Source organism: Acinetobacter sp. FDAARGOS_558, from assembly GCF_003937785.1.
GTDB classification, from domain to species: Bacteria; Pseudomonadota; Gammaproteobacteria; order Pseudomonadales; family Moraxellaceae; genus Acinetobacter; species Acinetobacter baumannii.
Genome location: NZ_RKJH01000001.1, coordinates 2,655,424 through 2,678,304, shown reverse-complemented (window position 1 = coordinate 2,678,304; position 22,881 = coordinate 2,655,424). Strand labels below are relative to the sequence as shown.

19 protein-coding genes are annotated in these 22,881 nt (G+C 39.1%); 7 read left to right on the top strand and 12 right to left on the bottom strand.

Annotated elements, in window-relative coordinates:
* Positions 1-24: 24 nt before the first annotated feature.
* Positions 25-939 carry a lipid A hydroxylase LpxO gene (gene lpxO / locus EGT34_RS12880; protein ID WP_000598900.1) on the bottom strand — a complete coding sequence of 305 codons (915 nt, stop codon included), beginning with the start codon at positions 937-939 and terminating at the stop codon, positions 25-27.
* A gap of 571 nt (positions 940-1,510) precedes the next feature.
* Here lpxO and fadB point away from each other — a divergent pair.
* Positions 1,511-3,664, top strand: coding sequence for a fatty acid oxidation complex subunit alpha FadB (gene fadB / locus EGT34_RS12875; protein WP_024437446.1), 2,154 nt, complete (start codon positions 1,511-1,513; stop codon positions 3,662-3,664).
* A gap of 12 nt (positions 3,665-3,676) precedes the next feature.
* Positions 3,677-4,849, top strand: coding sequence for an acetyl-CoA C-acyltransferase FadA (gene fadA, locus EGT34_RS12870; protein WP_000212712.1), 1,173 nt, complete (start codon positions 3,677-3,679; stop codon positions 4,847-4,849).
* 44 nt (positions 4,850-4,893) lie between these two features.
* Here fadA and EGT34_RS12865 read toward each other — a convergent pair whose 3' ends face one another.
* Both EGT34_RS12865 and EGT34_RS12860 read right to left on the bottom strand, forming a co-directional pair.
* A complete protein-coding gene (locus EGT34_RS12865; RefSeq protein WP_001010132.1) occupies positions 4,894-5,385 on the bottom strand; it encodes a hypothetical protein in 492 nt (163 codons plus the stop codon).
* 237 nt (positions 5,386-5,622) lie between these two features.
* Complete coding sequence (locus EGT34_RS12860; protein WP_073392676.1) at positions 5,623-6,270, bottom strand: RBBP9/YdeN family alpha/beta hydrolase; 648 nt, start codon at positions 6,268-6,270, stop codon at positions 5,623-5,625.
* Between the two features lie 71 nt (positions 6,271-6,341).
* Between EGT34_RS12860 and EGT34_RS12855 the strand changes: the two genes are divergently transcribed.
* Positions 6,342-6,707, top strand: a complete 366-nt coding sequence (locus EGT34_RS12855) for a MerR family transcriptional regulator (protein ID WP_001046657.1) — start codon at positions 6,342-6,344, stop codon at positions 6,705-6,707.
* Between the two features lie 21 nt (positions 6,708-6,728).
* On the opposite strand, the gene EGT34_RS12850 is transcribed toward EGT34_RS12855, so the two are convergent.
* On the bottom strand, positions 6,729-7,487 hold the full coding sequence (locus EGT34_RS12850; RefSeq protein WP_001255248.1) for a hypothetical protein: 759 nt from the start codon (positions 7,485-7,487) through the stop codon (positions 6,729-6,731).
* Between the two features lie 177 nt (positions 7,488-7,664).
* Here EGT34_RS12850 and EGT34_RS12845 point away from each other — a divergent pair, with 177 nt between their 5' ends.
* From EGT34_RS12845 to EGT34_RS12835, 3 genes are all read left to right on the top strand, one after another.
* Positions 7,665-8,369, top strand: a complete 705-nt coding sequence (locus EGT34_RS12845) for a DsbA family oxidoreductase (protein WP_001261850.1) — start codon at positions 7,665-7,667, stop codon at positions 8,367-8,369.
* A gap of 358 nt (positions 8,370-8,727) precedes the next feature.
* Entirely contained in the window at positions 8,728-9,867 is a 1,140-nt protein-coding gene (locus EGT34_RS12840; RefSeq protein ID WP_000846679.1) for a hypothetical protein, read from the top strand.
* Positions 9,868-9,988: 121 nt separating this feature from the next.
* Entirely contained in the window at positions 9,989-10,891 is a 903-nt protein-coding gene (locus EGT34_RS12835; protein WP_024437447.1) for a hypothetical protein, read from the top strand.
* Between the two features lie 83 nt (positions 10,892-10,974).
* Here EGT34_RS12835 and htpG read toward each other — a convergent pair whose 3' ends face one another.
* From htpG to EGT34_RS12810, 5 genes are all read right to left on the bottom strand, one after another.
* The gene (gene htpG, locus EGT34_RS12830) at positions 10,975-12,894 is read right to left on the bottom strand and encodes a molecular chaperone HtpG (RefSeq protein ID WP_001294945.1); all 1,920 of its coding nucleotides are present in this window, start codon (positions 12,892-12,894) and stop codon (positions 10,975-10,977) included.
* 102 nt (positions 12,895-12,996) lie between these two features.
* The gene (locus EGT34_RS12825) at positions 12,997-13,350 is read right to left on the bottom strand and encodes a lysozyme inhibitor LprI family protein (RefSeq protein ID WP_001080202.1); all 354 of its coding nucleotides are present in this window, start codon (positions 13,348-13,350) and stop codon (positions 12,997-12,999) included.
* Between the two features lie 184 nt (positions 13,351-13,534).
* The gene (locus tag EGT34_RS12820) at positions 13,535-14,125 is read right to left on the bottom strand and encodes an OmpW/AlkL family protein (RefSeq protein ID WP_000472952.1); all 591 of its coding nucleotides are present in this window, start codon (positions 14,123-14,125) and stop codon (positions 13,535-13,537) included.
* Positions 14,126-14,453: 328 nt separating this feature from the next.
* Positions 14,454-15,878 (bottom strand): Na+/H+ antiporter family protein, encoded by a 1,425-nt coding sequence (locus tag EGT34_RS12815; RefSeq protein WP_000994938.1) that lies wholly within the window; start codon positions 15,876-15,878, stop codon positions 14,454-14,456.
* A 104-nt stretch (positions 15,879-15,982) separates the two neighbouring features.
* Positions 15,983-16,861 (bottom strand): alpha/beta fold hydrolase, encoded by an 879-nt coding sequence (locus EGT34_RS12810; protein WP_001987811.1) that lies wholly within the window; start codon positions 16,859-16,861, stop codon positions 15,983-15,985.
* 117 nt (positions 16,862-16,978) lie between these two features.
* On the opposite strand from EGT34_RS12810, the gene EGT34_RS12805 reads away from it, so the two are divergent.
* Complete coding sequence (locus EGT34_RS12805) at positions 16,979-17,476, top strand: DUF4442 domain-containing protein (protein ID WP_000996189.1); 498 nt, start codon at positions 16,979-16,981, stop codon at positions 17,474-17,476.
* A 28-nt stretch (positions 17,477-17,504) separates the two neighbouring features.
* Here EGT34_RS12805 and EGT34_RS12800 read toward each other — a convergent pair whose 3' ends face one another.
* From EGT34_RS12800 to rpoC, 3 genes are all read right to left on the bottom strand, one after another.
* Positions 17,505-17,861: a YMGG-like glycine zipper-containing protein gene (locus EGT34_RS12800; protein ID WP_001034851.1), complete on the bottom strand. Its 357-nt coding sequence runs from the start codon at positions 17,859-17,861 to the stop codon at positions 17,505-17,507.
* Between the two features lie 213 nt (positions 17,862-18,074).
* The gene (locus EGT34_RS12795) at positions 18,075-18,440 is read right to left on the bottom strand and encodes a hypothetical protein (RefSeq protein ID WP_000738603.1); all 366 of its coding nucleotides are present in this window, start codon (positions 18,438-18,440) and stop codon (positions 18,075-18,077) included.
* A gap of 166 nt (positions 18,441-18,606) precedes the next feature.
* Positions 18,607-22,800 (bottom strand): DNA-directed RNA polymerase subunit beta', encoded by a 4,194-nt coding sequence (gene rpoC / locus EGT34_RS12790; protein WP_000653927.1) that lies wholly within the window; start codon positions 22,798-22,800, stop codon positions 18,607-18,609.
* Positions 22,801-22,881: the final 81 nt, after the last annotated feature.

Genomic DNA, 22,881 nt, shown 5'->3' with positions numbered 1-22,881 from the left:
AAAACGCCCTTAAGGGCGCTTTTATTAAAATACATATGGTCGAACAAAAATCAGGAAGAAAATTCCAAGCATGAGGAACCACTTCAACAAGTAATACAATTTACGGTTTTTAGCTTTTAAAGCTTTAGCTTTAATACGAATTTGGTAAACATAACCAAAGGCTTTATTTAAGCCCCCTGTTTGGTCACCAGTTTCATTCGGTGAACTTGCCGCAGTCATCACATTACGACCAAACCAATGGTTGAAACGTTCCATCCATTTTACTTTCATTGGACGTTCAACATCGGCAAAGAAGATGATACGGTTTTGATCAGTCTTATTTTCAGCATAGTGAATATAAGTTTCATCAAACACGACACTTTGACCATCACGCCAAGAGTATCTTTCACCATCTACATCAATGAAACAACGGTCATCATTCGGAGTAATCAAGCCCAAATGATAACGGAGTGACCCCGCATATGGATCACGGTGTCTGACCAAACGGCTGTCAGGAGCAAGCTCTGTAAACATTGCCGCTTTAATGGTTGGTAATGTTTTGAGTAAAGCCGTTGTTTTTGGGCAAAGCTCAGCAGCAGAAGGATGGCTTGATTCATACCACTTGAGGTAAAAACGTTTCCATCCTGTTTTAAAGAACGAGTTAAAACCTAAGTCGTTATAGGTACTTGATGCTTTAATCCCACCTTGGTCATATAAAGCTTTCGCTTCATCTCGAATCATTTCCCAATTTTCATCCAGCACTTTTAAATCTTTAAAATGCTGTGTGTCGATATAGGGTTGATTCGGTACCTTTGAAAAGATGTACATTAAAAAGTTAATCGGTGCGAGCAAGGTTGAATGGTCAAAAAATTGACGATAAAACGAGTGACGCACTTTGCCGCGATGTTGGATATACAATGCAGATATCACAAAAATCGCTAATATGATCCACTTAATCATATTGCTACTCTTTCAAAGTTTAGGGCAACCTTACCTTAATTTTCTAAGGTAATAGCAACCGGAAGTTTATTTAATTGGCGCAAATTTTAACAAAATTGACTTATAAAAAGCGAATGTAAAAAATTAAACATTGTATTTTGGAAAATTAAGGGGTCTTAATATAAAAAAGCGCTTAATTTGTGGTGGTGATCATTCATTAGAAAATTGTGACTTTGTAGTCGACTTTTTTAGACATTACCCCAGAACAATTGACCTTTTTGACAAGAAGTGAATAGGATAAAATTCTCATTTTTTATATAAAAAATTAAAGATTTGTACTTTTTATAAATAAAAACTTAAATTAAAACAAAAGCCTTTACTCAGCAGCTATCTCTATGATTTTCTTTATGCATTTAATTGGTATGAATTCAATTAAAAATAAGATGACCCTTGCGTCACGGCTTGATACAACTTGTCGGGTTCTTTTTAGATATAGTTATCGTAAGATTAGCGAAGCATAAATGTGTACCGGAGCTGTACACACGCTTCATAACATCAACTTAGAAATCCTCCAAAACTAAGGAGATCAGGCATGATCCACGCTGGCAATGCCATTACCGTCCAAATGCTTGCGGACGGAATTGCAGAATTCCGCTTTGACTTACAAGGTGAGTCGGTCAATAAATTCAACCGTGCAACAATTGAAGATTTCAAAGCTGCTATCGCTGCTGTAAAAGCTAATAACGATATTAAAGGCTTAGTTGTTACCTCGGGCAAATCTACATTCATTGTTGGTGCAGATATTACCGAATTTGGTCAAAACTTTGCACAAGGCGAAAAAGCGATTGTTGACTGGCTTATGCCTGTTCACGAAATCTTCAATAGCTTTGAAGATTTAGACCTTCCAAAAGTTGCTGCTATTAACGGCATGGCTTTGGGTGGTGGTTTTGAAATGTGTTTAGTTTGTGACTATCGCGTGATGTCAGAAGCTGCACAAGTCGGTTTACCAGAAATCAAACTCGGTATTTACCCTGGTTTCGGTGGTAGTGTTCGTTTAAGCCGTCTTATTGGTATTGATAATGCAGTTGAATGGATGGCAATGGCTATTCCAAAGAAACCGGCTGCTGCACTTAAAGATGGCGCTGTAGATGCTGTGGTTGCTGCGGACAAATTACTTGACGCTGCTACTGACCTGGTCAAACAAGCGATTTCTGGTCGTTTAAACTGGAAAGCAAAACGCCAAGAAAAACTTGAAGCTGTAAAATTGAACCCACTTGAACAAATGATGGCGTTCAACACAGCAAAAGGTGCGGTACTTGCGAAAGCAAATCCTGCTCAATACCCTGCTCCAAAATTATTACTTGATTCATTACAAGCTGGTGCAAGCCTTGCACGTGATGAAGCGTTAAAAGCTGAGGCTGAAGGCTTTGCCAAAGCAGCCGTAACTCCTCAAGCTGAAGCATTAATTGGTTTATTCATTAATGACCAAGTTGTTAAAAAAGCATCTAAGCAACATGAAAAAGGTGCTCATCCTGTAAACCAAGCTGCTGTACTTGGCGCAGGTATCATGGGGGGTGGTATTGCTTATCAAGCGGCAAGCAAAGGCACTCCAATCATCCTGAAGGATATTGGTAACCCACAACTTGCATTAGGTATGAAAGAAGCAAACAACTTGTTAACCAAGCAAGTTGAACGCAAGAAAATGAAACCTGCGCAAATGGGTGAAACACTTGCTCGCATCCGTCCTACTTTAAGCTACGAAGAGTTTAAAGAAGTTGACATCGTGATCGAAGCGGTAACTGAAAATCCAAAAGTAAAAGAAATCGTACTTGCTGAAACTGAGAAAAATGTTCGTGAAAACACGATCATTGCTTCTAACACCTCTACTATTTCAATTACACGTTTAGCAAAAGCATTACAACGTCCTGAAAACTTCGTTGGTATGCACTTCTTCAACCCAGTTCACATGATGCCACTTGTTGAAGTTATTCGTGGTGAGAAAACTTCTGAAGAAGCAATTGCAACTACGGTCGTTCTTGCTCAAAAAATGGGTAAAACACCAATCGTTGTAAATGACTGCCCAGGATTCTTGGTTAACCGTGTATTGTTCCCTTACTTCGGTGCATTTGACCTTCTTGTAAAAGACGGCGCAGATTTCCAACAAATCGACAATGTAATGTCTAAGTTCGGTTGGCCAATGGGTCCTGCTTATCTGATCGATGTTGTAGGTATCGATACAGGTGTACATGGTGCTGAAGTGATGGCTGAAGGTTTCCCTGACCGTATGAAGCCAGACTACAAAGGCGCGATCGAAGCAATGTACGAAGCGAAGCGTCTTGGTCAAAAGAATGATGTAGGTTTCTACAAATACGAACTCGACAAGAAAGGCAAGAAAGCAAAAACTGTTGATCCAACAGCGTATGAAGTAATTGCTCCATTCGTAACTGGCGAAAAACGCGAATTTGATAACCAAGAAATTATTGACCGTATGATGCTTGCTCTTTGCAATGAAACTGTTCGTTGCTTAGAAGACAACATTGTAGCGACTGCATCTGAGGCAGACATGGCAATGATTATGGGTATTGGTTTCCCTCCATTCCGTGGTGGTCCATGCCGTTACATCGACCAAACAGGTGTTGCTGAATACGTTGCACTTTGCGACAAATATGCGCACTTAGGTAAGGCTTATGAAGCGCCACAAATGTTGCGCGACATGGCTGCTAACAACAAAAAATTCTACGGTTAAGGAGCGACGTGAATGGCTACTTTAAATCCACGTGACGTTGTGATTGTTGATGGCGTTCGTTCTGCCATGGGCAAATCTAAAAACGGTATGTTCCGTAATGTACGTGCCGACAGTTTATCTGCTGAACTTGTACGTGCGCTCGTTGCCCGTAACCAGTTTGATGTAAATGAAGTTGAAGACCTGATTTGGGGCTGTGTAAACCAGACCCTAGAACAAGGTATGAACATTGGCCGTAACATCGGTTTATTGGCTGGCTTGCCTAAAACTGTGGCTGGTCAAACAGTTAACCGTCTTTGTGGTTCTTCTATGCAAGCGATCCACACTGCGGCTGCACAAATTGCAACAAACCAAGGTGATATCTTCATTATTGGTGGTGTAGAGCACATGGGCCACGTAGGTATGATGCACGGCATCGACCTTAACCCTGAAGCATCTAAACACTACGCTAAAGCATCTAACATGATGGGCTTAACTGCTGAAATGTTAGGTCGCATGAACGGCATTACCCGTGAAGAACAAGATGCATTCGGTGTTGAATCTCACCGTCGTGCTTGGGCTGCAACTCAAGAAGGCCGTTTCAAAAATGAAATCATTGGTGTTGAAGGCCACGATGCAAATGGCTTTAAAATCCTTTGCGACATCGATGAAGTGATTCGTCCAGATGCAAACCTTGAAGCGTTCAAAGCATTAAAACCTGTATTTGACCCTAAAGGTGGTTCAGTAACAGCAGCAACATCTTCTGCTCTTTCTGATGGCGCTTCTGCAATGTTGCTTATGTCTGCTGAACGTGCACAAGCATTAGGTTTAAAACCACGTGCCGTGATCCGCTCTATGGCGGTTGCTGGTTGTGATGCAGCAATCATGGGTTATGGTCCAGTTCCAGCAACTCAAAAAGCACTTAAACGTGCTGGCTTATCAATTGCTGATATCCAGACTGTTGAGTTAAATGAAGCATTTGCTGCACAAGGCTTGTCTGTTCTTAAAGGCTTAGGTCTGTATGACAAACAAGACATCGTGAACTTAAATGGTGGTGCGATTGCTTTAGGTCACCCACTAGGCTGTTCAGGTGCTCGTATCACCACTACGTTGTTAAATGTAATGGAACAACAAGATACTCAAATCGGTCTTGCAACGATGTGTATCGGCCTTGGTCAAGGTATCGCAACAGTGATCGAACGTGTTTAATTAACACCAAGATAAAAAAATCCCCGCTATGTGCGGGGATTTTTTTATCGACCTTTTAAACCATCTTGAATTTGCTGCTGTAATTTCAAAATATCATCTAAATTTACTTTCATCGTACCTTCACGATAAGCATCGACATTACTTCGGTTAATTTGTAGAGGCTTTAACATTTCAAAAAGACCATTGGTTGGGTCAGAAGATTGGATTCCACCCGCTACAGCTAGAATATATTCTCGTAAAAATGGAGAAAGCTGAGACAAGTCTGGCTGTGCCATGACAGGTTGATAGTCTACTGTCGTCATACCTTCAGGGACTAAAGCATTCTGTATATCGTTATGAGTTTTATACTCACGATGTTGTAGAGCCTGACGCACTTTTTTATCTTCTTGAAATGGGACAAAGCCTACTTCTTCACGTAGCTCAGATTCGGCCATAACGCGAATTGTAGGTAAAGTAGCCACTTCTTCTGCTTGAACAGTTGGTAAACCCATAAAAGCAAATACAGCAATGAAGGCTGATTGTTTTAGAAAGTTCATAACTTGCTCCCAAAATCAGTCACCCTACGCGAACTCAAAATGATGACTAAATAAAATGTTCTATAAATAGGCTACAACAAAGTCATTTTTGATTCAGTAATGCTCAGATAAACGGTAAATATAATTAAAATTTTTAATGTAATAGTCAGGGATTTTTATCCATAGAAAACTGAATATATAGAATCACCCTATAAATTAAATATAACCATTTATAGGGTGGGATTTATCTTATAAGTTTTATTCACTTTCTAACATTTCTTTTAAAGAATCGACTAATTGCGGAAATTCCGTATAACCTTCCCGACCTAAAAAGTGCCCACCATTAGGAACGGTAATATAAGGCGCATCAATATCCTTAGCCAATTGAATCGTTAGTTGTGGTGGAACCAAATCATCATTATCAGACAAATAAACCAGCTTTTTCTTTATGTCACGGAAATAGTTGGTGTCGACTTTACTCTTTGTTATATAAGGGCTAAGAGGTGAAGAGTCTGAAATTGGTCCAGAGAATCCAGATACTAAAATCATTCCTCCAATATTTTGATAATCATGTCTTTGTAAAAAGTGTAGCAAGGTAATTACCCCTAAACTATGGGCAACAAAATAAGTATTTTCATTAACTGCAGGAATCTGATCATCTAAGACTTTCTGCCAAGCATCGACGTCCGGATGCTCAGAATCTGGAAATGGTATTAAAGTAACAGTTGTATTTTCATCTTCTATTTGGTGTTTTAGGTCCAAAAACCAATGATCGTTAATAGAAGCTGAGTAACCGTGAAGTACAAATATTTGACGCATGTTCTTCTCCTGAAATTCAAGGTTTTTGGCATTTGTAACAAATGACATTAATCCGAATATCACCAATAAAATGAGTTTTCTAATCATGGAACAAGTACCATTTTGAAATATAAAAACATGCTAAACTATGACACCACTGTTAAGGTCAACCCTATTTTATGAACTTAGCTAAAGTTTCCGAGCTCACAAAAGTAAGCCCACGTATGCTGCGGTATTATGAAAATTTAGGGCTTATACAGCCTCATCGAGCGAGTAATAATTATCGAAGTTATACGCAAAAAGATATTGAAAATATTAAGAAAATTAAAATATTAAATGACGCAGGTATGAACCTGAAAGACATTCATGTTTTATTGCCATGTTTTGATTTAGATGAACGGGTATTTACGCTGTGTCCAGTGGTTCAAGAAAAACTGCAAACAGAACTTAAGCATGTGTCCGATCAGTTAAACAAACTGCAAACTTCTCAAAGTTTATTACAATCTTTCTTGGCAAAAGGAAAAGCTGAGAGCACCAATATTTAAAAAGTGATGCTCCTCCTGTCGCTATTCTTTTAACTCCCCTTCTAAGGCAGCTACATTCTTTTTCTTAATTTTTTCAATTTTTGCATTAAGTTTTAAAACGTCTTGATACAGTGTATTAAACTTTTTGACCTGAGCATTTTCATGGAAAAGTATCATCTGATCTTTCTTTTGCCATGGATAAGTTTTTAAAAGCTTAAACATTTCTTCTGCTTTATCTAAAATTTGTAGCTCAATCATAAAAATTGCATGGTCCTGATCGGCTTTTTGCTGAGCTCCTAATTTTATTTCGAGGATTTGTCTCATCTCTTTATCAACAGACAGTTCCTGAATTTTTGACAAGAAGGTTTTATGAATTTTTTCATATTCGGATTGATACTTATCTGAAGCTCTGCGAACATCGGCTAACATTTTTTCGGTTTCAGCATATTTTTGTTTTTTATCATGATCTAAACGGTCAACATTTAAGAACGTATCCCATTTCGCCGCTTTTAATTCTCTTAAATATTCATTACGTGCATTTACATTTTGGACCCAATAACTCAAAAGAAACTCTGAGACTTGTTTGTAGTGTCCTGCCAGCCGTTTATCGTGAATATCAAGTTGTACAGGTTTAGTCCAGTCTTGGGCCTGATCATAAAGCTGATTCATTTTTTCAGTCATTACCACATCAAACATTTGACTGCTATCTTTGGCTTGCTGCTGTTTTATATGTTGATAGGTAAAAAAAACAATACTCGTAATAACAACCAGACTTGCAATTGCAATCAAAACTCGGCGCATACACACCTCCTATTTCCATTCTTATAGTTTTGCTCTTTATAGTTATAAAATAGAGCTTATAGCTCTTTATATGCCATTTATTTCACAATACGCAACACTCTATTCTCTATTCAATGCTTTAAATCCGTGTACATCACCCCTATTATGATGGGTAAATTATATTTATGAGATTCTCCCATGCGTGTTGATGTCTGGTCTGATGTAGTATGCCCTTTCTGCTATATCGGCAAAAAACGCCTTGAACATGTCGCTGCCGAGGCAGGTATCGAGCTTGATATTCACTGGCATAGTTTCGAACTAGATCCTGATGCTCCCGCAAAACATGACACTTCAAATACTGAGCGTTTGGCTAAAAAATATGGCCGTACCTATGAAGAGATGGAAGAAATGGAACGCAACATTGCGGCCATGGCTGCTTCTGAAGGTATTGACTTCCAATGGCAAAAAGCCAACTCAGGCAATAGCTTTAATGCACACCGTATTATCCACCTTGCACAAAGTAAAGGTTTAGGAAACGAAGCAAAAGAAGCCTTTTTCCATGCTTATATGACTGAAGGTTTAGCTATTGGCGAACGCGAAGTTGTAGAAGAAATTGCTTCTCGTATTGGCCTTGATAATGCCGAAGTTGAATATGTACTCGATACAAATGAGTTGGCTGACTTTGTTCGTCATGATGAAAAAATTGCACATGAGCAACTCAATGTAACTGGCGTACCTTTCTTTGTATTTGACCAAAGAATCGCACTTGCAGGAGCACAACCTCGTGAAGTGTTTTTACAAGTACTAGAACAAGCACAACTCAAGGCAAATGCTGAAAATATCGAGCAAGATGACGCAGCTGTTTGTAATGATGAAACATGCGATATTCCACAAAATAAATAGGCTTAACGATAAAGTGTGAACGAGTCGTATGTTTTATCACCATTTTAGCAATAGAGCGTTCTAAAAAAAGAACTATTCAATTGTTTAAAATCGGTTTATGATTGCGGCTTAGAATATTCGCGCTGTAATGTTCTGTTTTTTATGTGTTTAATGATCGGAATTTTAAGTTTCCTTGATCAAAAACTCCCCCTAGTTTGGGGGATTTTTTTTGCTTAAAAATTATCGCTAATAGCTTAAACTTTTTAATTAATTTCAAATATGTAAGAAAAGTTAAATTTACTTAAGTTTTGTGTCGTCCTCTTGATTTTATTAGAAAAATCTACAAAAGTGACAATAACAACAAAACATAAAGATAGATATGAAAACATTTCACATCATTACATATCGGCAGCTTTTTGCCCTTTTGACCTTAGGATTTGGTTCAGTATGTATGGCTCATGCAGAAGTAAATTCTTCCTCAACCCAACAAGTAAACGGTTTGTCATCTGGAGCACAAACTGAAGAAAATAAAGATGAAAATCTTTTAGACCAAATTCCAAGATGGATTGATGCAACCCCAACGATTTTCCCGGAGCAGTCCAACGAACCGATTGTTCCACCAACCGAGCAAACCGAAGATCAGACTTGGTTTGACCGTAAACAAAAGAAAATCCGTAATTGGGCCGATCGTACATCTGGAAAAATTGATAATTGGTTTGGTGAAGTTGACCCACAAAAACCCGCGTCAGCCACCATTCGGGTCATGATCGATAACTATTGGAATGAATATGATAATTATGAAATCAAGCCCAGAATTCGCGGTAAGATTAAATTACCTACTCTAGAGAAGCGTTTAAGTGTGGTATTTGGTGATGACTCTTTAGATGACGAATTTAATAATAGCCCAGCCAATATCAATCAAAACCCAAATCAAGATCCAAATAAAAAGTTAGATGGTAAACGAACTCGAGATGACAACAGCTCAATCGCATTACGTTGGTCAAATTTCTCGAAAAAGCTACCTTTTGAAACAGACGCTGACTTAGGTATCCGTTCTGGCGATGATATTTATGTCCGCTTAAAAGCATCGAGAGACTGGCAACTCCGTAATGATTTTAAATTTTATGCAGAACAAATTTATCGTTATGGCATAGATAGTGAAAACTACTTACGTACTAATCTTGAACTCACTCATGCTCGTCCAAATCAGCCAATCTTATCAAACCAGTTCAGCTTAACTTATGCCGATGATCAAGATGACGATTTAACATGGGAAAACCGTCTTTTCCGAGAACATAGCTTCTTTGCAAATAACCGTTTTAACTATGGCATTTATACAGGTGGCTACTACAATGACAACGATTTACGTTTAAACAGTTGGGGACCATTTGTATCATGGCGTCAGCCTGTTTTACGTGAATGGTTCTTTGTACAAGGCGACCTCAATTACTTTAATGACCATCGTGAAGATCGCAACCATTATGTGAGCACATTCTTACGATTAGAAGCCCTTTTCTAAGCTTAAAGATCACCTTGGGTTCCCCATCCAAGGTGATGAATAATAAAATACTTTTAAATAAAAATTTAAGTTTTTCTTCTTACAATAACGAGCTAATTTTTGATTCCTGATCTTCAGAAAAATGAATCAATTCTCTTCTTTTTCATTTGAATACAGATCTACTGCCTTACTTTGCATTTATAGCTTAGGTATGCTGGTTTTAATTCCTCATATACAGCTTTTTCCTACTTCTTTGAAACACTCACGCTCTACAAGGCGAACCCTGTATTCGTCTGTGGTTACTCTCAAAACAAAAAGTCAGTCTGTATCTTTTTTACATTCACCATGCGAAGTAGAAACAGATCATAGTTCAGATACCGCACTTATTCAGGACCTGATGGCTGTATTTGGAAATGATACGTTGTGGAATCGCGCAGCCCAACATAAACATCCTTATAAAACCTTTGGCAAGATCAAGAAGAAAGCTTCAACTCCTCATGTTTCAGAAAATAATCCGCTCACAGCAAGTTGGAATACCATTTCAACCTGGATGCCATTTGAAAATGATCTTGATCTAGGCTCAAACTCGGAAAGTGATGTTTATGTACAATTTCTTGCCAAGAAAAAATGGAATTTACGACATAACATTAGTCTAGATACTGAACAAATTTTCCGATATGGTTCGACTAGCCGGAATTACACTGAAACGACGCTGAACTTAACGCAGAAAATGCAAGATAACACATTATTTTCCAATACATTTAATGTAAATAAGAGTGGAAAAGAAGATTACAACTGGGGGAATTGGACTTTCCAACAATTTGAATTTGTAAAAGATAATCGACTGACTTACGGTATTTATAGCGGTGGTGTATATGCCAATAATGATATCCGCCTAAATAGTTGGGGACCTTATATTTCATGGCGTCAACCGATATGGAGAGATTGGATTTTTATGCAAAATGATCTTAATTTCTTTAACCATCTTGATGATGACCCCAAGCATCAGCTCAGTGTCCAAATGAATCTAGAAGCTAATTTTTAGACAAAAATCATCAAATTGTGGATAACTCTTTCTTTATCCACAAAAAAGCCCCTGATAATTCAGAGGCTTTTTCTATTGCAAAATTATTTTAGCAATAAGCTATTAATACGCTTCACATAAGCTGCCGGATCTTCCGGTAAGCCACCTTCTGCAATCACCGCCTGATCAAAAATCACATTCGCCAAATCATCAAATTGTTCTGAACCTTCAAGTTTTTTTACTAAAGGATGCTCAGGGTTAATTTCTAAAATTGGCTTGATTTCAGGTACGGCTTGCCCCGCTTGTTTGAGCATACGAATAAGTTGAGGAGACAATTCCCCTTCACTAGTCACTAAACATGCTGGAGAATCTACCAAACGAGTCGTTACACGGACTTCTTTGGTTTTAGCCTTCAATGAGTCACTTAATTTCTCAACAACAGGTTTAAACTGTTCAGCCGCTTGCTCAAGTGCCTTTTTCTCTTCAGCATCTTGCAAGTCACCTAAATCAACTGCACCTTTAGATACATTCTTCAATGGTGTACCGTCAAACTCGTGAACAAAGTTCATTGCCCACTCGTCAACACGCTCTGCCATTAATAATACTTCAATGCCTTTTTTCTTAAACAACTCCAACTGTGGAGAGTTCTTAGCAGCAGCTAAACTTTCAGCAGTCACATAATAGATAGCTTTTTGGCCTTCTTTCATGCGTGCCTTATAGTCCGCAAAAGAAGTTGTTACTTCATCATTTGTGGAAGTTGCATAACGTAATAATTTTAAAATACGTTCGCGGTTAACGAAGTCCTCACCCAAACCTTCTTTAAGAACTGAGCCAAACTCAGTGTAGAACGTCTTAAATTTTTCTTGGTCTTTCTCATCTTCAGATTTAGCTAAGCCATCAAGCAAAGTGAGTACACGGCGTGCGTTACCTTCACGGATTGTCTTAACATCACGGCTTTCTTGCAACAACTCACGGCTGACATTAAGCGGTAAATCAGCGCTGTCCACGACACCTTGTACAAAGCGTAAATAGTTTGGAATTAAATTGTCCGCATCATCCATAATAAATACGCGTTTTACATACAGCTTAATTCCTGCTTTTGCTTCACGTGTAAAAATGTCATGAGGTGCTTTACTTGGAATATAAAGTAACTGGGTATATTCCGTACTACCTTCTACACGGTTATGTGCCCATGCAAGCGGAGCTTCAAAATCGTGAGTTAAGTTTTTATAGAACTCAACATATTGCTCTTCAGTCACTTCACTCTTGTTACGTGTCCATAGGGCACTTGCCGAGTTAATTGCTTCCCACTCATCTGTTTTGACCATTTGGCCGCCTTTAGGCTCCTCACCTTCAGCAACCTCTTCTTCTTGCCAAACTTCTTTCTGCATTTCAATTGGCAAGCTAATGTGGTCAGAATATTTATTAACGATTTGCTTAACTTTATAAGACTCTAAATAATCAAGCGCATCATCACGCAAGTGAAGAATAATGTCAGTACCGCGTGAAGCTTTATCAATTTGCTGAACTTCAAACTCACCTGTACCACCACTGATCCAACGCACCCCTTCAGAAGCATCTAGACCTGCGCGGCGTGATTCAACCGTAATTTTATCGGCAACAATAAAACCTGAGTAGAAACCAACACCAAACTGACCAATTAACTGAGCATCCGCTTTCTGGTCACCCGTCAATTTTGACATGAAATCTTTAGTACCTGATTTTGCAATTGTACCCAAGTTATCAATAGCTTCTTGTTGGCTTAAACCAATACCGTTATCAGAAATCGTTAAAGTTTTATCTTCTTTATTTAAGCTGATTCGTACATGTAAATTAGGGTCATTTTCATAATATTCAGGATGATTAATTCCTTCGAAACGCAATTTATCACATGCATCTGATGCATTAGAGATAAGTTCACGTAAGAAAATTTCAGGGTTTGAATAGAGAGAATGCGTCACTAAATGTAAAAGCTGTGCTACTTCCGCTTGGAAACTATAATTTTGTGATGCTTGTTCACTCATAAATCACTCCTTAAATTTTGAAGTCTGTTTGTTCTCGAATGCTTTATGAATGGAGTACTTCTAGAATTTTTCAATCCTGAATATTAAAAAATTTTACTCTAATTAAAATGGTCCATGGCTTAAGACCCTATCTTGTAAAATAGTGTCTAGTTGTTTTTGTCTTTGCTGATATGCCTTAGAAATACAACTCACATTAGCTGCACAAGCATTTCTTTTTTTCAGCCATTGCTGCTGTGTATCTTTTTGATTATCACGTCCACCCATTGGTAGTGCATGTAAAACAATTTGATATGTCGTTGCCATTTTGACATCGGCATCATTTAAAGATCGGTTCTTACAAATACTGAGTTCAGTCTTTGTTTTTGCAGCATTGCAAGAGAAACTAGCAGCTTGCAAACTATGCGTAAAAGCTAAACCACTAAAAAGTGCTAGCCCCATGGCAAATTTTCTATTCATCATGTTATTCCTTTAAAAATGTATAAAAAATAGTTTAGAAATAAAGAGCGGTAAAATATGTATAAAACTGTCTATTTTATGCGTTTTTTAGTGAGAACCATGAAATAAAAAACCTCACATAAAAAGCTATGTGAGGTGCCTGAATCTAGGTTTATTATTATATTCTTTCTATTTATTATTATGCTTAGAATTTATAGCTATAACCTAAAGTGTAAACAAACGGGTTGATATCTAAATCAAACTTATAATTAGCTACTGAAGGATCAATTGTTACCTCTGGACTAATATCTGCATAACGCACATCTACAAATACTCCCCAATTTTTAGCATCAGCAGGTTGGAAATTAAAACCAACTTGGCCAGCGACACCAAAATCTTCTTTTACTTTTACAGCAACACCTTGTTCATCCCAAGGAATAAATGCTGTTGCCCCGATACCAATATACGGTGTAAAACGAGTCGAGTTTTTAAAATGATATTTTGCTGTAATTGTTGGTGGTAATTGTTTAATACGCGCTTTTTTTTCGCCATTGAGCAATACATCGTGATTAATAGGTGTTGCTAATAATAATTCTGCCGAAAATGGAGATTGACCAAAAAAGTATTCTACTGATGGAGTAAATGCATATTCATGATCAGCCTTTACTACACCTAAAGGTGTTGTTGTATCTTCCGATGGAGCAATAACACTACCCCCAAATTTTACTTGCCAATTACCAGCAAAAGTAAATGAAGACACCCCCATTAATGCAATAACTAATGCTTTTTTGAACACTTTAATATCTCCAACCTTATTTATATTTATAATAAACATTTATTTTAAATTGATGCAACACCCATTATAAAATTATTTTTATATTTATTTTTAAATAACTGTTTTAAATAAAATTATATATTAACCGACTATTTTAATTGGTTTTTTATTCCAACCTAATTAATCAGAATTATTTTATATAACCAACCTTTTTAATAAACTTTAAATCCCGAGTATTTTAATATAGTTTATTCTAAATACATGTTTTGTTTATACCACAAAAAAAACCTCCTTAATCATTATCTCTAGATAAAAACTAAGGAGGTCTTTATTTAATATTTTATAAAAATTATAAAACCATGGCTGCAATCCAACCAAAAATTAATAGCGGAATATTAAAGTGAATAAATGTTGGTATCACAGTATCCCAAATATGGTCATGTTGCCCATCTACACCTAAACCTGCTGTTGGTCCTAAGGTAGAATCAGAAGCCGGAGATCCAGCATCACCTAAAGCAGCAGCTGTCCCGATAAGCGCAATTGTCGCTAATGGTGAGAAACCGAACTGGACACATAAAGGTACATAAATAACAGCTAATACAGGAACACTTGAGAAAGATGAACCTATACCAATCGTGACAAATAGGCCAATACAAAGCATTAAAAATGCAGCAAGCGCTCGGTTATCACCAATGATTTCTACCACACCTTTAACCAACTGGTTAATATCTCCGGTATGAGTCATAACTGAAGCAAAACCAGCAGCAGAGATCATAATAAAACCGACTAGAGCCATCATTCTCATGCCTTGTACAAAGACATCATCTGCATCTTGCCATTTAAAAATGCCTGCCGTAGAAAGCACTGCAAAGCCCACTAAACCACCCAAGATCATTGAGCCGGAATAAAGCTGCGCAACTAAAGTGAGTCCAATAGCCAGTAAAGCCATAAAAATTGTTTTTTTAGCAATAACAGGGCCTTGCTCTGCCTCATGTTTAAGTTCTTCTGCGTCTGCTTTTAAGTCTGCTGTTTCATCTTGTGCAGTTGCACGAAGAGGTTTATCTAAATCAATTGTAGTTACAGGGCTTATCGAACGGTCAGCATAAATTCGTGGCTTACGGTAACTGATAAATACCGCAACCAAGGTGCCTAGAACCATTCCCAAAACTGGAATTGCCATACCAATAGGCATCATGCCACGTTCTACATGTAAGCCATAAGCAGCACCAATCTTGTTGATATTTCCCATCAAAATCTGTTCAAGGAAAATCGCACCAAAGCCAACAGGTAAGAAAATATATGTCCCAACTAAGCCTAGCGTAAGAACACAGGCTGCGGCGCGGCGGTCTAGTTTTAAATGGTTCATGACTCGTAATAATGGCGGTACAAGTACAGGAATAAATGCAATATGAACTGGAATAAGGTTTTGAGAGAAAATAGCTGCGATCAGTAAAATACCTAAGAGTAAATATTTCACTTTAGTTTCTCGGCTTTTCCCCGCTTCCATTCCCAATAAACCAATCAGTTTATGGGCAAGTAAATCGGGTAATCCAGATTTTGAAAGTGCCAGAGCAAATGCCCCTAACACTGCATAGGCAAGTGCAACCTCAGCACCATCACCAAGACCAGCGTTAAAGGCTTCAACAGTTTGAGAAAGGCTTAAACCCGCTACGAGGCCGCCCACAATGGCAGAAACCACTAAAGTCAGTACGACAGAAACGCGCGCCAGTGATAATAAGAACATCACTGCAATCGCAATAACGACAGCATTCATGAATAAGTTCAGAGCAAAACAAAAGGCGATATTCTACCAGATTCACCTCTATGAAGCCGAAAATATCGCCGAATTACCAGTTTTGTATATTAAACAGTCACTTATTAGCTCTGCGAGTTAATAAACTGGCGAATATGAGCTGCCACTTTTTCAGCCTGACTCAAAATCGCCCAATGATTTGCTTCAAGCTCAACATATTCGAAGTTTTCAACCCATTTTGGCATCGCTTCTGTAATATATTCTGGGCTGACAAAAGTGTCATACTTTAAAATAATTGCTTTAACTGGACATTGCGCATAACGCTGACGAGGACGAGTTAAACGTGGAATAAAATTCGCACGATATAAGTTAATACCGTATTTCCCATCTGAGGAAATATTACTATTTAAAGGCAAATTATCTTTTCGCTCTAAGTCATTTAAGATCTTACCCCACTTCTCTGGACTAAACAGCGACCATACAGTTGGAGCAATTAGCGGTAAATGGAATGCTCCGATATACCATGATTTTGTGAGTATTTTTAGGATCTGTGCAGGTGATGTTTTAAACTTCTCTCTTAAGAAAAGTGCCGCATGATCCAAACATGGACCGGAAATTGTTGTATAAGAGAGTAAACGGCCTTTAAATTTAGGTTCTGTTGCAGATTCCCAAGACTGAATTGAACCCCAATCATGCGCAGCCATATGGAACTGTCGATTTGGGATTACCTCATCTACGACTTCCTGCAAATCTAAAGATAAACGTTCTAAACGGTAATCTCGTATCCGTTTAGGAATAGAGGATAAGCCTGCCCCACGGACATCATAAGTCACAATATAAAAATCATTGATTAAATGCTCAATGACCGATTCCCATACTTCCTGATTATCTGGATAACCATGCACTAACACTAATGGAGTATTTTTCTCATCACCCCAAGCTTTGGCACACAAGGTTTGTTGATCACTTGTCGTTACGGCATAAATCTTTGGCTGCATAATCATTTCCTATTTTGTTTTTCAATCGATCATGTCGTTAATCGGATAAAGCATTGCCATCAATATAAAAAAGATGATACTTATCTAGTATGACCAGTGTTGCAATAAAAAAAATTGACTATTATGGCTATTTTAAAAAAACTTCAGAACATTCCTTCAATTTCCAAATTCTTATTTAACCATTACCCACCTTACCGTGGAGCTGGAATTCATATTGAAGTCATGAATTTAGAGCTCTGTCATGTTCGGGTAAAAATGCCACTTACTTGGAAAAATCAAAATCTGGTAGGCACTCACTTTGGCGGAAGCCTTTATTCAATGGTTGACCCGTTTTATATGTTGATTCTTATGCATCATCTCGGATCAAAATATATTGTTTGGGATAAAGCAGCTGAAATTAATTTTTTATCACCTGGCCGAAGTACCGTTTATGCTGACATTCGAGTTGATTTAGCAGAAATCGAACAAATTCGTGAACTTGCCGAAAACTATGCTCCTGTTCTTAGAACATATCATTTAAATATTTTCGATGAATCAGGTGTGAGAATTGCTGAAGTCCAAAAGACACTTTATATCCGACGTAAAAAAGCAAAGCCTTCTACTAATAAAATAAGCGCCTGAAGGCGCTTATTTTTCATTTCACTTATTTTTATTTCTTTTCTTCAATCGCAGCACCAGCACCGCCGCCGATTGCGCCACCAATTGCAGCACCTGTATCACCACCTATGATTGCTTTACCAACGACCGAACCAATACCTGCACCAATCGCACTCTTGGTTGTAGTTTGTTTACTGCCACCTTGAGTATTAGAACCCACACCTGCACCTACCGCAGCACCTAAGCCTGCACCGATACCACCACCAACATGGTTACCAAGACCGCCACCCAATGCACCACCCGCTGCTGCTGCACCAATACGCTGGTCAGACGGACTCATATTTTGACAGCCGGTGAACATAACTGTAGATAATATGACAGTAGATATTAAACCAATTTTTTTATTCATGACCGTACTCACTCCTTTGGGCTTTAATCAAAGCATAGTCTTCTTTTATGGGGAATTTGATCAGTTTGTGTTATTGCACTGTCGTAATTAATAGATATTTTGTAAAGCCAATTTATGCACAGTGATGAGTTAAATTTTCATCTTTTAAAAACAGATAAAAAAGAAGCTCTTAATGAAATAAGAGCTTCTTTTTTAATATAGTTAGAGCTAGTTTTAGTACTTACCTTTTTTCTCTTCATAGGCTGCACCAGCACTACCACCGAGTGCTCCACCTGCAGCAGCACCAGCGTCACCACCAATCACTGCACCCCCTAAGATTGCCCCAACACCTGCACCAATCGCACTATTACGTACTGTTTTACTGCTAGAGCCTTTAGCATTAGCGGCAACACCAGCACCAAGCGCTGCTCCTAAACCTGCACCAATATTACCGCCTATATGTTTACCTACGGCACCACCTGCACCACCACCGATAGCTGCCGAACCAATACGTTTGCTTTCTGGGCTAGCATTTTGGCAACCTACAAATAGAGTAGTTGACATTAAACCAACACCTGCAATCATCATCATTTTTTTCATTAAAGCTACTCCTCTACTCAGTTGCGCCTAGAATAGTATGCTTTCATGGAGGGTTTTCCCCCATTAAGTAATAAATTAAGAGTGCTTTAATAGACTTTTTGTAAAAATGGCTTATTTTTTCCACAAAAAAGGCGCCCTAAGGCGCCTTTTTAATGCAAGTTTAAGCTTAGAATTGTTCTGAGTTTAAAGCTTGGCTAAATGCTTGGTCTACTTCGCTGAAGTCATTGTGAAGAGCATGTTCTGCTGCTTCCGCTTCTTGACGACGACGCTCTAAGTGGTATGCAAGACCAGTACCAGCTGGAATCAAGCGACCCACTACAACGTTTTCTTTCAAGCCACGTAAATCATCTTCTTTACCTGTTACAGCCGCTTCAGTTAACACACGAGTTGTTTCCTGGAACGATGCAGCAGAGATGAACGAGTCAGTAGAAAGCGATGCTTTCGTAATACCCATCAATTGACGTTCAAACTTCGCAGGGAACTTGTTCTGAGCCAAGACAGCTTGGTTCTCTTGAACAACACGGATGTAATCCACTTGTTCACCTTTGATGAAGCTTGTATCACCACCATCGATGATATCAACTTTACGCAACATTTGACGTACGATAACTTCAATGTGCTTATCGTTGATTTTTACACCTTGGAGACGGTAAACGTCTTGAACTTCGTTCACGATGTAGTTAGTTAAAGCAACTTCACCTTTCAAGCGTAAGATGTCATGTGGATTTTGTGGACCATCAGAAATGGTTTCACCACGGTTCACATGTTCACCTTCAAACACGTTGATTTGACGCCATTTTGGAATCAACTCTTCGTAAATTTCAGAACCGTCATCTGGAGTAATCACTAAACGGTTCTTACCTTTGGTCTCTTTACCGAAGCTTACGATACCAGACACTTCTGCTAAGATCGCATGCTCTTTCGGCTTACGTGCTTCGAACAAGTCAGCAACACGCGGAAGACCACCGGTAATATCACGAGTACGTGAAGATTCTTGTGGTACACGACCGATAACGTCACCCACACCAATTGTTTCGCCGTCGCGAACAGTCACAATTGTGTTTTGTGGTAAGAAGTAGAACTGTTCACCGCCATCAGTTGTATCTAATACGATTGCTGGACGTAAATCTTTACCAGAAGCAGGACGTGCTGTTACAGGCAAGATTTCAACAGTTGTCATACCAGTTGCATCATCAGTTTTAGATGTTGCAGTTACACCATCAGCAATTTGGCTGAAACGTGCTTTACCAGCAACTTCTGTTACCAATGGATGCGTATGCGGATCCCATGTCGCCACGATACCACCAGCCTCAACAAGCTCACCATCTTTCAACAAGATGCTCGCACCGTAAGGAAGTTTGTAGCGTTCACGCTCACGGCCTAACTCATCGGCAATACCAATTTCACCTGAACGTGAAACTGAAACCAAGTGGCCTTTCGCATGTTGTACAGTTTTTACGTTATGGAAACGTACAGTACCTTTGTTACGTACTTGAACACTGTTTGCAGCAGAAGTTCGGCTTGCAGCACCACCCACGTGGAACGTACGCATTGTTAACTGTGTACCTGGTTCACCGATTGACTGTGCAGCCATTACACCTACTGACTCACCTGGGTTTACCAAGTGACCACGAGCGAGGTCACGACCATAACATTTCGCACATACACCGAATGTTGATTCACATGCGATTACAGAACGTACTTTAACTTCATCGACACCAGCCTCTTCAAGCTGAGCTGCGATTTTCTCGTCAATTAACGTACCGCGAGGTAATACAACTTCATCATCAGATGCACGACGTACATCTTCAGCAGTTACACGACCTAATACGCGGTCACGTAATGGCTCGATGACATCACCACCCTGAATGAATGGAGTCATCACTAGACCACCACTTGTACCACAATCTGGCTCAGTAATTACTAAGTCTTGTGCTACGTCTACAAGACGACGAGTCAAGTAACCAGAGTTCGCAGTTTTCAATGCAGTATCGGCCAAACCTTTACGCGCACCGTGTGTTGAAATGAAGTACTGGAGTACTGTCAAACCTTCACGGAAGTTCGCTTTAATTGGAGTCTCAATAATCGAGCCATCCGGTTTTGCCATCAAACCACGCATACCTGCAAGCTGACGAATCTGAGCCGCACTACCACGGGCACCAGAGTCAGACATCATATAGATACTGTTGAATGATTTTTGCTTCTCGTCTTCACCTTGTTTGTTTTTCACAAGTGTATAAGACAAGTTATCCATCATTGCTTTAGCAACTTGGTCGTTTGTACGCGCCCAAATATCGACAACTTTGTTATAACGTTCACCAGCAGTTACGAAACCTTGTTCGAACTGTTGTTCGATTTCACGAACCTCTGTTTCCGCTTTGTCAATAATTGTGTGTTTCGTAGGTGGAATTAACATGTCTTCCATACCTACAGATACACCTGAACGAGTCGCTTGACGGAAGCCCAAGTACATTAATTGGTCAGCGAAGATAACTGTATCTTTCAAACCAAGTTTACGGTAGCAAGAGTTGATTAACTTAGAGATGTTCTTTTTAGTCATCTCAAGGTTGATCATGTCAAAGCTTAAACCTTCTGGAACAACTTCCCAAAGTAAGCAACGACCTGGTGTTGTATCAACAATAATAGTTTGCTGTTCACGCTCACCATTTTCATTAATAACCGTTTGATGCACACGTACTTTAACACGAGCATGGATCGCAACTTGACCAGTTGCAAGTGCACGGTTTACTTCGTGAGTATCCGCAAACACCATGCCTTCACCTTTCGCGTTTACTGCATCACGAGTGATGTAGTAAAGACCCAAGACAACGTCCTGAGAAGGAACGATAATTGGCTCACCGTTTGCTGGTGACAAGATGTTGTTTGTTGACATCATCAATGCACGAGCTTCTAACTGTGCTTCAAGTGTCAATGGAACGTGTACCGCCATTTGGTCACCGTCGAAGTCGGCGTTAAACGCAGCACAGACGAGTGGGTGAAGACGGATTGCCTTACCTTCAATAAGAATAGGTTCAAATGCTTGAAGACCTAAACGGTGAAGTGTTGGCGCACGGTTCAACATTACTGGATGTTGACGAATTACAGATGCAAGAACGTCCCAAACTTCCGGGGTCTCACGCTCAACCATTTTCTTCGCAGCTTTAATGGTTGTTGCCTGACCTGAAGCTTGTAATTTCGCGAAAATGAATGGCTTGAATAATTCAAGTGCCATTTTCTTCGGAAGACCACATTGGTGAAGACGTAAAGTAGGACCTACAGTAATTACCGAACGACCAGAGTAGTCAACACGCTTACCTAACAAGTTCTGACGGAAACGACCTTGTTTACCTTTGATCATGTCTGCCAAAGATTTTAATGGGCGTTTGTTAGAACCAGTAATTGCACGACCACGACGACCGTTATCAAGCAACGCATCTACAGACTCTTGTAACATACGTTTTTCGTTACGTACGATGATGTCCGGCGCTGCAAGGTCAAGAAGACGCTTCAAACGGTTGTTACGGTTAATTACACGACGATATAAATCGTTCAAGTCAGAAGTCGCGAAACGACCACCTTCAAGTGGAACTAATGGACGTAAATCTGGTGGAAGTACCGGAAGTACGTTCATTACCATCCATTCTGGCTTGTTGTTTGAGTCTTTGAATGCTTCCATCAATTTCAAGCGCTTAGACGCTTTTTTCAACTTCGTTTCAGAAGTTGTTTGAGGAATTTCTTCACGTAAACGTGAAATTTCAGCTTCAAGGTCGATGTCTTTCAACAAGTCTTGAACTGCTTCTGCACCCATTTTTGCAACAAATTCGTCGCCGTGCTCTTCTAGAGCAGTAAAGTATTCTTCATCATTAAGAAGTTGATACTTTTCAAATGGTGTCATACCAGGATCAGTAACAACGTATGATTCGAAATACAATACACGTTCGATATCACGAAGTGTCATATCAAGTAATAAACCGATACGGGATGGTAACGATTTTAAGAACCAGATATGTGCAACTGGAGAAGCAAGCTCAATGTGACCCATACGTTCACGACGAACTTTTGCTGTAGTTACTTCAACGCCACATTTTTCACAAATGACGCCTTTGTATTTCATACGCTTGTATTTACCACACAAGCATTCGTAATCTTTTACTGGACCAAAGATTTTGGCACAGAACAAACCATCACGTTCTGGTTTGAACGTACGATAGTTGATTGTCTCAGGTTTTTTAACTTCACCATGAGACCATGACTTAATCATTTCTGGTGACGCAAGACCAATACGGATACGGTCGAACTCAACTGGCGCATGACCATCTGAGTCCGTTTTCTTACGCATGATATCGAGCAAGTCTTTCAATTTTTTTCTCCGTGTGTCGGGAAGCCTCGCTTACCCGACTGGGTCACAAATATTGTTTTTACCTAAAAAATCGTGAGTCTT